Origin of the sequence: Flavobacterium sp. BFFFF1 (genome assembly GCF_002256285.1) — a bacterium.
GTDB lineage: Bacteria > Bacteroidota > Bacteroidia > Flavobacteriales > Flavobacteriaceae > Flavobacterium.
This window is the reverse complement of the sequence record NZ_NKJE01000022.1, coordinates 43676-57715: the sequence shown is the minus strand read 5'-3', so window position 1 is coordinate 57715 and position 14040 is coordinate 43676. Positions and strand designations below refer to the sequence as shown.

Sequence of the window (14040 nt, the reverse complement as noted above, 5' to 3'; positions counted from 1 at the left end):
GTTGCTACCGACTATACCGACGAAGCGGTGCTGAACCGGATCATTATATCCGAGTTTACCAAAACATTTCTGACCAAAGAAGTTGATGACGAAAACAGGGAAGGTTTTTTCCTCATTTATAAAAATGTAATCAGCAGGATTGTTGAAATGGTTCAGCACATCAGGCCAGACTATCCGTATGCAAAAACCCTGGTGTCCAGCATGGTTGAGGGCGCCCTGCACCAGCATTTCCTTAGGGACCATTTAAAAACCATTACCAATTGCAATTCAGGCATCTCCCCTACCGATTTTTACATTGACCTTGTTACAAACGTTCTAAAAAATTAACAATATGACACCGCTTCAACGCTTTTTCAGCCTGCTGAAACTCGATAAAAAAGACGTTTATCAAATATTTTTCTATGCTACTTTTGCCGGACTAATCAGCCTTTCACTGCCACTTGGGATACAGGCCATTATCAATTTCATCCAAAGCGGAAGAGTAAGCGCTTCATGGATTGTGTTAATCATTGGCGTCGTTGTGGGAGTCGCCTTTGTGGGCATCCTGGCGCTGATGCAATTGCGTATTACTGAAAATCTGCAGCAGAAGATTTTTGTACGGTCCTCTTTTGAATTTGCGTATCGGTTACCGAAAATTCGATTTGAGGAACGTTACAACGAGGTGTATCCGCCGGAGCTGGCCAATCGCTTTTTCGATACGCTCACCATCCAGAAGGGCATTTCGAAATTGCTCCTTGACTTCTCCTCTGCCCTGCTTCAGATTGGTTTCGGTATCATACTGCTGTCACTCTACCATCCGTTTTTTATTTTATTTGGACTGCTCCTTGTCGCGCTGCTGTACCTGATCTTTAAATTTTCATACAAGCCAGGGTTGGAAACCAGCATGAAGGAATCCAAATTCAAATACGGCGTGGCAACATGGTTACAGGAAATAGCGAGAAATCACTCAAGCTTCCGGAAAAACCTAAATTTTGATTATGCGCTGCAGAAGAACAACGGATTGGTCGAGGGTTACCTTGCCTACCGCGAAAAACACTTCAATGTGATTAAACGACAGTTCAGCCAACTGATCATTTTCAAAATCATCATTACCGCGGGACTACTATTCATCGGCGGGTATCTCGTAATCAGCCAAAAGATGAATATCGGGCAGTTCGTTGCCTCAGAAATCATCATTCTGCTCGTAATCAATTCGGTTGAAAAGATCATCATCGGCCTTGAAACATTTTACGACGTACTCACCTCGGTTGAAAAGATCGGTCAGGTTACCGATATGGATATGGAAGACTGGGGGCCCGACCAAAAGGACAGCTGCTTCAGCACCATCATTCTCGAGGCTGAAAACATTCGTTTTAAATTCCCCGACAGCAAGAATGATGTCCTGAAAAATATTTCACTGAAAATTTCACAGGGCGAAAAAATTGCGATCACCGGAAAAAATGGCTCGGGCAAGACGACATTGATCCGAATACTGTCTGGTACACTCATTCCCGGAAACGGTTCCTTATCCATCAATGACGATACTTTCCGCAAAATAAACCTCGCCGAATACCGCTCACAAATCGGATGTTTTATACAGGGGGAAACACCGTTTGAAGGATCAATCCTGGAAAACATTACATTCAACAACCCCGAAATCAGCCAGTCCGACTTAAAATGGGTGCTTGATGCCGTACACCTTTCGCCCTACATTAAGACGCTGCCTGAGGGACTGGACACCATGATATTTCCTGATGGCCGACAGCTCACTTCATCCAATGCACAAAAGATACTCTTGGCACGTTGCCTCATCAGCCGCCCAAGAATTCTATTCCTGGAAGACCCGACTGATAAAATGGACGAAGCTGCGGCCCATGCGATCATCGATTTTATTTGTGATCCCAAAAACCGCTGGACTGTCGTCGTTTCTTCCCCATCGGCCTATTGGCAGGAAAAAGCAAACCGGCATATTATCATGGAAAAAGGACGCATTATTAATGACACAAACCGTTACACCAATGCTTAATATTTCAACAAACAAAAAAACAGACGTTAACGCTTTAGGCGGATACAGTACTGTAAAAACGCTGGCTGACCGGCCGCACTATAAAATTCTAAACCGGATCATATGGGCTGCTTCCATCATTGGCGTGGTCGTTTTGTTGCTGCCATGGACTCAGAATATTTCCGGGGCGGGCTCAGTCACAACGCTAAAGCCCGACCAACGGCCGCAAACGATTCATACCGTGATCGGCGGTAGGATTGAGAAATGGTTCGTCCAGGAAGGTGACTTTGTAAAAAAAGGAGACACCATATTGTTTATCTCCGAAATCAAGGAGGATTACTTTGACCCAAATCTCGTTCAAAATACCAAACAGCAGGTTGAGGCGAAACAGTCTTCCCTGCAATCCTACGGTGGAAAGGTAGGCGCACTTAACGCCCAAATCGGTGCGATAGACCGGGAAAAAAACCTGAAATTGCAACAGGCAACAAACAAGATACGGCAGGGACTGCTGAAAGTGAAAAGCGACAGCATCGACCTTGAAGCCGTGAAAACGCAAATAAAGATTGCCACCACCCAGTTCGAAAGGTCTTCGCAATTGTACAAAGAAGGCTTGAAGCCTTTGAGCGACCTGGAGGAAAAACGGTTGAAATTACAGGATGCGCAGGCCAAAATCATTACCCAGGAAAACAAGCTGCTCACCGCAAGAAACGAATTGATCAATGCAAGGGTTGAAATCAATCGGATTACCGCAGAATACGCTGAAAAAACCTCCAAAACCAACAGTGATAAATTCACTGCCCTGAGCAACCAGTTTGACACGGAAGCACAGGTAAACAAACTGGAAAACCAGTATGCGAATTACAACATCAGGAATGGCCTTTACTACATCAAAGCGCCACAGGATGGGTATGTAAACCGCGCATTGCAGTCAGGCATTGGTGAAACGGTCAAGGAAGGCACCCCGATCGTCAGCATTATGCCGTCTACCTATGATATTGCTGTTGAGACCTACGTGAATCCCATTGACCTCCCGTTGCTCAAAAAAGGGGAGAAAGTGCGCGTGTGGTTTGACGGCTGGCCCACCATCGTGTTTTCAGGCTGGCCGGACATGTCCTATGGAACATTTGGAGGTGAAATCGTAGCGATAGAAAACTTCATCAGCGCCAATGGCAAATTCCGTGTATTGATAAGGCCTGATAAGACTGAAGCACCGTGGCCAAAACAACTCAGTATCGGCACTGGTGTTCAAACCATCGCGCTACTGGATACCGTCCCGGTCTGGTTCGAAATCTGGCGTTCCCTGAATGGTTTCCCACCCAATTATTACAAACCGAACACTGTTAAAAATGAAAAGGAAAAGAAATAACGTGAAGTGGTGGATCGTTTTGTTGCTTTGCTTGGGCAGCATCAATTTCTCGACAGTGTATGCGCAGGAAATCAATCAAACCCTGAGCTTTACTGAATTCCTGGGTTACGTCAAAAAATACCATCCGCGGGTAAAGCAGGCGGGACTTGAAATTGGACAAGCTGAAGCCGAGTTAATGAAGGCGCGTGGCGCGTTCGACCCTAAACTTGAAGTTGACTTTGATAAGAAGGAATTTAAAGGAAAAGAATACTACTCGTTGTTAAACAGCAGTTTCAAGATTCCGACCTGGTACGGCATTGAAGTCAAGGCGGGTTTTGACAATAGCGAAGGCATCTATGTAAATCCGCAAAACAGCCTGCCCAACAGTGGCCTAACTTCCCTTGGAATTTCCATACCTCTGGGCCAGGGATTGCTTATTAACCAGCGCATGGCGGATTTAAGAATCGCAAAGATCAATTTAAGCCTAAGCGCTGCAGAACAAAGGTTACAGGCCGCTAATGTTATCTACGATGCATCCGTAGCTTATTTTAATTGGCTGAGGGCCCACGAAGAATCAAACCTATATGCGCAGTACCTTAGGTTTGCTGAAACCAGGTATGAGGGCATCAAAAAACTAATCGTTGCCGGCGATAAACCCGGAATTGATAGTATTGAAGCCGGAATTATCGTAAAAAACCGCCGTTTTAATTTCAAAGATGCCGGTATTAAATTGATGAAAACACGCCAGGAACTCTCAAACTATCTTTGGATTGACAATGTACCTCTGGAACTACAGGACAACATTGCTCCGGAAACAGTATTGAATAAGAGTATCAGCCAATTTTTTTCGGACGAAGCAAACGCTGTGTCAAATAATCTTGATGGGCATCCAAAAATAACCGCCCTGGAAAGTAAACTTGGTATCTTGCAAGTCGAGCGAAAACTAAAGCAAAATGCACTTTTGCCCAAAATTGACCTTGGCTACTATTATTTGTCGGAACCTTCATTAACGGATAACTACAATTTTAAGGATTATAAAGTGGGACTGAATTTCAGCTTTCCATTGTTTCTTCGTAAGGAAAGGGGAAGCCTTAAAGCAGCACAATTAAAGATACAGGATGCAAAACTTGAGCTGGACATCGAAAAACTACAGCTCAAAAACAAAATTGAAGCTTCACGAAACGAAATAAAATTGCTGCAGGAACAATTCGTGCTGACAGAATCCCTGGTAACGGATTATCGCAAAATGCTGGAATCCGAAGAACGACTTTTTTCCTTTGGAGAAAGTTCCATTTTTCTGCTCAATACCAGGGAAAATAGTCTGGTAAGTGTCGGTATTTCGGCCATTGAGCTTAAAAACCGATACCTGAATTCGTATGCGATGTTATTTAAGGTACTTGCAGAGATTCCGGTTCTTTAGCCAACGGTTTTAAGTTACCGCTTGAAAGTTTGTAAAAGTGTCCCTGAATTAGCCGTAAGGGTACGAGAAATCGCTCGGCCGAGAGCGTACATCTTACAAATTTTTATTAGGGGCAAGTCAGCATTTCTTAAAATAGCTACTGGTAAAAGCAACTGATCTGAAGCATCTTACAAAATAAACACGCTTAACATTGTTTAATTTTTTCATAAAATTCATTAAACAAAAATATTGCCTTATTAAATTTGAGTAAACATAAAACCATATACAAATGAAAACACATTTAAAAAAAATTGCTTTATTGGGTTTGATCGCATTGTTTATTTCATGCAACGATGATGACGGCGACAGTACGACGAGCCAAACGATTACAGAGATTGCTGCCGGGAACCCAAATCTAACTTCCTTGGTTGCTGCACTAGACCGCGCTGGATTGACCGCGACGCTGGACGGAAACACAGAGTACACCGTATTTGCGCCAACCAATGCCGCGTTCAATTCCTTTCTACAGGCAAATAACTTTGCAACCCTCCAGGACGTTCCGGTACCATTGTTGCAACAGGTTTTGCTTAACCATGTAGTATCTGGTGAATTCACTTCCGGAGAACTCTCTACAGGCTACGTGAAAACGTTAGGAAAAGGGGATGCATCTGCGTCTAATACACTGAGCATGTTTGTAAACACCGCCAACGGTGTGGTTTTAAATGGCGGAACTACAAATGGTGGCGCCAGTGTTACCACACGCGATGTGCAGGCTAAAAATGGCGTAGTGCACATTGTTGATGGCGTGATTGGACTGCCTACTGTGGTCAACCATGCCATTGCTAATCCAAACTTTTCTATTCTTGTTCAAGCACTTACGAGGGCCGATCAGCCGGATTTTGTAGGTATCCTTTCAGGCACGGCCAATTCACCATTTACTGTATTTGCGCCAACAGATACCGCTTTTGGGGACCTTTTGACTGAACTTAACGCCCCTGGACTGTCAGCTATTGCACAGGCAACACTTGAAAAAACATTGAAATATCATGTGGTTACCGGTGCAAATGTATTGTCCACGTCACTATCAGCAGGACCTGTCGATACGTTCGCCGGTGAAGAATTCACGGTAAGTTTGACTGACGGCGCAAAAATCACCGACGCTAACGCACGGGTAAGTACCATCACCTACACCGATGTGCAGGCATCTAACGGCGTCATCCACGTACTAAACAAAGTACTGCTGCCATCGTTATAAAAGCTATATCATACATTTAGGTTTATAAAAATAAGCCTGCCTTTCATCAGGCAGGCTTATTTGTTATACAACCAAAGCAACCGATCGCTGTGCTTGCCAGGCCGACGCATCTAAATTCTGGTTTTATTTGTTAATAAAATTAAATTTAATTGTGCAGTTCAAATTTTAGTTAATATTTTTGTACCCAGAATGAGAAACCACCGCCATAATATGATGAATACCGTTTGCCGCATGATGTGCTGCACAATGGATTCGTGATATGAAATGGCCCCGAGATAAATATTTTTATTTAAAAATTTATAGAGCCTTTCATATTTGAAAGGCTTTTTTTGTTTAATGTAAAATCGATTACTATGAAGTCCACAACTGATTCATCCGTTCGCTCCTTGCGCGCGGTTCAGGAACGCAACCAACGCGGAACACTTTCAATGGCTGAAAATATTGCCACAACCTGCCGTTGTATGGTAATCTGTCATCATATGATGGTGTGCGTCCATCGTTGCCGGAATGTCTCTGTATAGTTATCACTTCATTTAATTATAAAGGTCCTTCCTCAACGCAGAGCAAGGGCCTTTTTTATTTCCATTCATTTTAAAAATCAATACCATGTCCATTATAAAAAATAAAACAACATTGTTAATTATCCTGGCTTTTGCGGGAATATATGTCATTTGGGGTTCAACATTCCTGGCCATTTCTTTTGGCCTGAAAGGCTTTCCACCATTCATGCTGTCAGGCTTGAGATTTCTCTCTGCGGGACTGATCCTCCTGGTCTGGAGGAAAATAAAGAATGAAAACACAGGCACCGCAACCGATTGGAAAAAAAACGCCATTACCGGTATCCTGATCCTAACCGGTGGAACCGGGCTCGTGGCGTGGGGTGAGCAATATGTCACCTCAACAGAAGCGGCCATCGCCATTGCCACCGGACCATTCTGGTTTATTGCCTTAGACAGAAAAAACTGGAAAAACTATTTCTCTAACAAGATGATTACAAGTGGACTGACGTTAGGATTTGCAGGACTGGTACTTTTTTTGCAGGGTAGTGTCGCACACGGCGACTCAAGCGTCGAAGGCAGCCTTAAGATCATTGCCTTTATTGTTCTGGCGTTAAGCTCCATCTCATGGGTCATTGGCTCACTCTATTCTAAAAATAATCCTGCAGGAAATTCTACTTTCATGAATATCGCCCAGCAACTCATTGTGGCGGGTATCGCCAGTTTTATCATAGCAGTATTGCGGGGTGAATTGACTGCGTTCGTAATTTCAGAAGTGCCTCTAAGTTCCATTTTAGGGTTGTTGTTCCTGATCTTTTTCGGATCAATCACCGCATACGTTTCCTACATCTGGCTATTGTCTGTAAAGGATCCTGTTTTGGTCAGCACACACACCTACATCAATCCAATCGTGGCAGTAATCATTGGATGGATCATCGCCAATGAAAGCATCACGCCCATTCAGTTCGCCGGATTAGGGATTATCCTTTCGGGCGTTGCCCTTACCAATTTATCGAGGTATCAGTTTGCCAAACGCACCCAAGTCAAAATCAGGCGATTTAACCAGGTGGTGACCCGAATTGTAAATCCGTATAAATACATAACCCAATAAATCATGCTTAGAAAATCAATTGAACTCTTAAAAATTGAAGCCACACAAACCGGCAAAGGTACATTAAAGCGAAGTCTAGGTGCCGTCAATCTCGTTGCCATTGGTGTGGGTGTCATTATTGGCGCCGGGCTATTCTCGCTCACCGGAATCGCCGCTGCCAATAACGCAGGTCCCGCCGTAACACTATCTTTCATCATTGCCGCCGTGGGATGCGCATTTAGTGCTTTATGCTACGCTGAATTTGCTGCGATGGTGCCGGTTTCAGGAAGTGCCTACACTTATGCCTATGCCACACTCGGCGAATTGTTTGCCTGGATTATAGGCTGGGATCTGGTCCTGGAATATTCCGTTGGAGCCGCAACGGTGGGCATCAGCTGGTCGCAGTACCTCGTGAAATTCCTCGATAAATTCAACATCCATATTCCGCCACAATTGGTGCAGTCGCCATTTGAATCAGTGACCTTACAGGATGGGACGGTTGTTAGCGGTATTGTGAACCTTCCCGCAATCCTGATCATTTTTTTAATCACCGCGATCATCATCCGCGGCACCAAGTCATCGGCCATTTTCAATGTGGTCGTCGTGACATTGAAAGTCGGTGTGGTGATTGCCTTCATCGGCCTCGGATGGCAATACATTGATCCCGGAAACTACCAACCCTATATTCCAAACAATACGGGAACATTTGGCGAGTATGGCTGGAGTGGTATCCTTCGTGGCGCCGGGGTAGTGTTCTTCGTATTCATCGGTTTCGATATTGTGGCAACGATGGCACAGGAAACGAAAAACCCGCAAAGGAATATGCCAATCGGAATATTGGGTTCTTTGTTGGTCTGCACCATCCTGTTCATCTTATTTGGTTATGTGATGACGGGATTGGCCAATTACACCGAGTTCAAAGACAGTGCGGCGCCGGTAGCGATCGCCATTGCGCATACGCCCTACCAATGGCTGGGGGTAGCGGTTATCCTGGCGATCCTGATCGGATACACGTCTGTGATTTTGGTCGATTTACTCGGACAATCGAGGGTATTCTACTCGATGAGTAAAGATGGCCTGTTGCCGCAGGTCTTCTCGAAATTGCATCCGAAATACAACACACCCTCAAAGTGAAATGACCAGCATCGGAACGCTATTGGCTTTTGTTATGGTTTGCCTTGGTATTTTGATTTTAAGGAAGCAACAGCCTGATGTGGAACGGCCGTTTAAAACACCCTTCGTACCTTTGGTTCCTGTTTTGGGAATCATTACCTGCCTGATCATGATGTTTTCATTGCCGCTGGATACATGGATCCGGTTGATCGTATGGCTGCTGATTGGTTTCGGAATTTATTATTTTTACGGAAAGAAAAACAGCAGGTTGCGGAACCAGCAGAAACAGGAAATCGTTAACCCTAATTCCATCACTGATAAATAACCATTCACACATTAAATGACACACCGATGAAAAAAATCATGTTGCTCTTCACCTTATCATTTGGCATCACTGTCGGTGCCCAAACCAAAAATTTTAAGAACAAAGCTGACCTCGAAGAATTGGTTTCGATGATGCAGGGTACGTACTCTTCGGAACAGCAAGCCGCCGTTGATACCAGCTTTTACAGCATTTCATTGCGGATGGTACCGATCTGGAAAGATAAAGGGCACTACCTGTATGTGGAACAGGCTTTGCTTAAAAAACAGGACAAACCTTATCGGGTCAGGATTTATAAGATTACCCAACGCATTGATAACGAATTCGTAAGCGAAATTTATACCTTAAAAAATGAAAAAGACTGGATTGGAAAATGGAATGATCCGGAAGCGTTCCAGAAACTCAACGAAACGGAAATCGAATTAAAGCCGGGATGTGAGGTCGTTTTAAAACGTATCGAAAAGAACAAATTTGCAGGGCAGACAGGCGTAAGAACCTGCCCGAGCGAACTGCGTGGCGCGAGTTATGCTACTTCAAAAGTCACCGTTACCGCAAACCAGATCCTATCGTGGGACCAGGGATTTGACAAAGACGGGAACCAGGTTTGGGGCGCTGTAAAGTCGGGCTATATATTTGATAAATTATAGCTCCAAATAGCCAATAGCAATAGTAAAGGGCCACGCCCCAATCGGTGTGGCGCTTTTCTTTTGGCGCTGTCTGAAGAAAACATGATGCATTCATTAAGTGCGATTGATTTGGTTTGGTCATTCAGTCCAGCATATGGAAAACCATTAAATCGGTGTAATCGGAAGGTGATGATGGTTTTCACCACTACCATGACCCCAACATGAAATAGGACGCTACATAGTATATATGGTATTCTGAGTATAATTTACATATTGTAATATTGTTATAAGGTTACTATAAAGTTACTATAACCTTACTATAAGGATACTATAATGTTACAATATTTATGTGATTTTTTGCCTTGTTTGCCGGGAATCAGGGCATCTTCTTGCGCGACAACCTGGCTGGGGTGGTTACCAACTTAAAGCTACTACCTTACCAATTTTCAAGTGTATCAGGCACCTACGCCAACCGTTTTGAAATCGTTTATCAAAACAGTCCGTTAGGCGTTCTGAATCCAGAGCTCAACCCAAACAGTGTTGTTATTTTCAAAAAAGAAAATGGACTGCATATCGATTCCGGAAGTCTCGAGATGCAATCGGTACAGGTCTTTGACGTCCGCGGAAGGTTGGTCTATGAAACCGGCACAATCCATGGTACCAAGCTTATGATGGAAGACATCAGGGTGGAAAGTGAAGTGTTGCTTGTCAAAATCACGACAGCTACCGGTCTGACTATATCCAGGAAAGTGGTATTGTAAGTCCACTTCGTACTCCAATAACGTATAAAACGATAAGGCCTTTAGCAGGCTTTATCGTTTTTTTTGTTTTACAATTCCTTTATTTGTAAGCAAAATACCACCTCCTAGTAACAAACCATCTCAAAAATCAAGTTTCTGACCAAACTGTAGCTGAAATTGGATTATTCTGCCAGATTATTAGGTACTTGGTGCAAATAGCGGTAACTTCCAACAAATTAGGGGTGCTGAAAATCACACTGCTTTGGTTTTTCAAGGCAAATTTTAAAATCACCGCTGGTCAATTGGCTACCGCACGCTGCTGTCCCGACTCAACTCCTGACAATTTAATGTGATATCTAATGTATTTCTGTACTGTTGCCTTAATGATTTAAGGTGGCAGGGATACTATTAATGAATGAGACATATTCAGGACAAAGTCCGTTATTTCCTAAAAGATCAGACCAATATCATGGAAGAACCGAGTTATATTATCGCCATTGGCGCATCTGCCGGAGGAATGGAAGAGATCAATACGTTTTTCGAACACACGCCACTAGACGGCGTTGCCTATGTGATCGTACAGCATCTATCCGCGGACTTCAAAAGCAGGATGGTCGAACTGTTGTCTAAACATAGCAAACTGGTGGTGAAGGAGGCCGAACAAGGCATGACCGTTTGCACCAATGTGGTGTACCTGATCCCAAACAACAAATTCATGACGATCAGTGACAATAAACTATTCCTGACGGAGAAGATCAAAACCAAAGGACCCCACCTTACCATCAACACCTTCTTCAACTCGCTCGCAGAATTCAGCGGCAAAAAGGCAATTGGGGTAATCCTCTCCGGCCTCGGATCTGATGGAACTGAAGGCATCAAAGCCATAAAAGCAGCGGGCGGAATGATTATTGCACGAAATCCTGAAACCACAGCGTTTAGCAGTATGCCCGCCCACGCGATTGCGACGGATATGGTTGATTTTATCCTTGAGCCGGAATTCATGCCCAGGACAATCGAATCCTATGTAAAGCATAACAGTACCATTCAGGATGACAAAATCCACGACGAAAAAATCACCGCACTAATTGTTGATTACATTCGGGAAAAGCTGCCCTTCGACTTTTCCGATTATAAAACGACCACCATCATCAGGCGTACTAAACGCAGGGCAGCGTCGCTGAACATCTACCAACTGGAAGATTATCTTGAGCGTTTAAAGGCATCGCCAGCCGAGGTACAACTGCTGGCCAAAGACTTCCTGATCAGCGTTACTGAATTTTTCAGGGATCCGGATGCTTTTGAAGCTGTCAAAAACACGGTATTCCCGCAAATAATCCAAAGCCTGCCGCCGCACGAAGAAATTAAGATCTGGGTGGCCGGCTGCGCTACCGGAGAGGAGGCCTACTCTCTTGCCATTGTGTTGAAAGAATTGTTGACCGGCAAACACCGCGATACTGTGGTAAAGATTTTTGCGACCGATATTGATTCTGACGCATTGATCTATGCCGGTAAAGGCGTCTACGCTGCGGACCGGGTTAAAAACGTCGGTGAGACCTACCTCAAAAAATATTTTGATAAAAAAGGTTCCAATTACGTTGTCCGTCCGGAAATCCGGAAAATGCTGATTTTTGCCCAACACGATCTGGTAAAAAATCCACCCTACTGCAATATGCACCTGATCAGCTGCCGAAACCTTTTAATTTATATGGCTCCGGTGCTGCAGAAGAAAGTATATGCGATGTTGCTTTTTGGCCTGCGGACCAATGGATATCTATTCCTCGGATCAAGCGAAAATCCGCTAACGATCATAGACAGCCTCGAAATTGTCAATAAAAAGTGGCGGATTTATAAGAGCCTGAAAAACAAGCGCGCTGTAACTTTTGAGACCTTTGCGTTGCCCGTTATATTGGATCAGGTACGGAAGGTGTCCGTGAAAAACGATGAATCGTCGGGTTACCTACCGCATTCGTTAAACGAGACCGTCAATAATGCACTGGCAACGGTCATGGATTTTTTAGCCGTTTGTGTAAATCATGAAAATACAGTCGTGAAATCTTACGGCAACACCGCCAAATACCTGATTCAGCAAAATTTCAATACAAATTTATTAGAATTGCTGCCAAAATCGCTGGCTGTCGCCTATAAGGCTTTGAGCAAGGAAGTGCTCCGTAGCAATGAACGCGCCAACGTAAAGGGCATACTCGTGCAACAAAACGGGATCATTATAAGAGTCAACCTCTCCGTCAGCCCCATTGTACTCGAAAAAGACCACAGGGGATTGTTCGCCGTGTTTAATGACGACCATTCCGAACAAAATGACGTTGCAGGCTATCCTGTTTTTGATGAAACAGCCTACCAAAGCAGGTATACTGATACGATTGAACAGGAGCTCAAACAGGTTAAATTAGAATTGACGGCTTCTTATGCCAAACTAGATGCATCGAATGAAAACATGCAATCTTTCAATGAAGAATTGATTTCCGCAAACGAGGAAATGCAAAGCACAAACGAAGAAATGCAATCAGTTAACGAAGAACTGCATACCATCAATGCTGACTACCAGCTCAAAAATAAGGAATTGCTGGAAATCAATGACGACCTCAACAATTATTTCAGGAGCAACATCAACGGACAGCTTTTTATTGATAACGAAATGAGGCTGATGAAGTTCTCGCCCGGCGCGGTAAAGCACATCAACCTGCTGGACACTGATATTGGGCGGCCAATAAACCACATTTCAACCAATATAAAATTCGAGACCATTATTGCCGATACAAAAATAGTCCTGGACCAAGGCTCGGTCATCAGTAGGGAAATCGAAGATGCGAATGGCAGGTGGTACCAGGTGATGATTATGCCCTATGTTCATGCCAGCCATCGGAATAACGGTGCGATCATCACGTTCAATGACATTTCTGAGTTAAAGGAAACCCAGTCTGAACTGAACAAAAAGAACCAAAGCCTGACAAGGATTAATGCTGATCTGGATCATTTTGTGCATGCAGCCTCCCATGATCTGCTTGCACCATTAGGGAATATTGAGGCCAGCATCAATATATTGAATGACTTGCAGATGGAAGATGCTAACTTATCTGAATTTCTGCTTGCCATCAACAGTTCCATCAAAAATTTCCGCTCGCTGATCATCGATATTGCTACTATTGCAAAACTGGAAAGCGATATGATTGTTACCGAACATGTTCATATCGATGACGTTTTGGACAATATCGAGTGGAGCCTCAAGGACAAAATTGAATCCTCGGGAGCAAAAATCATCAGGAACTTAGGTGTCAATGAAATAAAATTTTCTAAAAAAAACCTGCGAAGTATCTTGTACAACCTGATTGCCAATGCGATAAAATTCAGGAGTGAGCGCACACCGGAAATTAATATACGCACCTTTAATCTTGAAAAATCCTTTGTCATTACCATCGAAGACAACGGGGAAGGAATACTAACGGGCAAAATTGCGAAAATCTTTGAAATGTATGGCAGACTGCATCAGGACATCGAAGGCAGCGGTATCGGACTCTATCTGGCAAAAAAAATCATCAATGCCGCGGGAGGACAAATCATCGTCGAAAGTAAACCTGGAATAGGCACAAAGTTCACAATTTACCTTGAAAATATAACTAACGCGGAATAACGTCATTCACATGACAGTTAACG

General features: G+C 43.8%; 10 protein-coding genes and 1 pseudogene. All 11 read left to right on the top strand.

Annotation, left to right across the window (positions count from 1 at the left end):
* Positions 1-327, top strand: a pseudogene (locus tag CFE23_RS12925) (TetR/AcrR family transcriptional regulator); the annotation flags it as partial.
* 4 nt (positions 328-331) lie between these two features.
* Entirely contained in the window at positions 332-2005 is a 1674-nt protein-coding gene (locus CFE23_RS12920; protein WP_291088672.1) for an ATP-binding cassette domain-containing protein, read from the top strand.
* The gene (locus CFE23_RS12915; RefSeq protein WP_291088674.1) at positions 1998-3350 is read left to right on the top strand and encodes an HlyD family efflux transporter periplasmic adaptor subunit; all 1353 of its coding nucleotides are present in this window, start codon (positions 1998-2000) and stop codon (positions 3348-3350) included. The genes CFE23_RS12920 and CFE23_RS12915 overlap by 8 nt, the downstream gene beginning before the upstream one ends.
* Positions 3331-4749 (top strand): TolC family protein, encoded by a 1419-nt coding sequence (locus CFE23_RS12910; RefSeq protein ID WP_291088670.1) that lies wholly within the window; start codon positions 3331-3333, stop codon positions 4747-4749. The genes CFE23_RS12915 and CFE23_RS12910 overlap by 20 nt, the downstream gene beginning before the upstream one ends.
* Positions 4750-5017: 268 nt before the next feature.
* Complete coding sequence (locus CFE23_RS12905; RefSeq protein ID WP_291088668.1) at positions 5018-5983, top strand: fasciclin domain-containing protein; 966 nt, start codon at positions 5018-5020, stop codon at positions 5981-5983.
* A gap of 606 nt (positions 5984-6589) precedes the next feature.
* Positions 6590-7591, top strand: coding sequence for an EamA family transporter (locus CFE23_RS12900; protein ID WP_291088666.1), 1002 nt, complete (start codon positions 6590-6592; stop codon positions 7589-7591).
* Positions 7592-7594: 3 nt separating this feature from the next.
* Positions 7595-8704, top strand: a complete 1110-nt coding sequence (locus CFE23_RS12895; protein WP_363331606.1) for an amino acid permease — start codon at positions 7595-7597, stop codon at positions 8702-8704.
* Between the two features lies 1 nt (position 8705).
* Positions 8706-9008 carry an amino acid permease C-terminal domain-containing protein gene (locus CFE23_RS16600; protein WP_363331604.1) on the top strand — a complete coding sequence of 101 codons (303 nt, stop codon included), beginning with the start codon at positions 8706-8708 and terminating at the stop codon, positions 9006-9008.
* Positions 9009-9034: 26 nt separating this feature from the next.
* A complete protein-coding gene (locus tag CFE23_RS12890; protein WP_291088664.1) occupies positions 9035-9652 on the top strand; it encodes a chromophore lyase CpcT/CpeT in 618 nt (205 codons plus the stop codon).
* Positions 9653-10041: 389 nt separating this feature from the next.
* Positions 10042-10392 (top strand): hypothetical protein, encoded by a 351-nt coding sequence (locus CFE23_RS12885; protein WP_291088662.1) that lies wholly within the window; start codon positions 10042-10044, stop codon positions 10390-10392.
* A gap of 394 nt (positions 10393-10786) precedes the next feature.
* Entirely contained in the window at positions 10787-14017 is a 3231-nt protein-coding gene (locus CFE23_RS12880) for a chemotaxis protein CheB (RefSeq protein ID WP_291088660.1), read from the top strand.
* Positions 14018-14040: the final 23 nt, after the last annotated feature.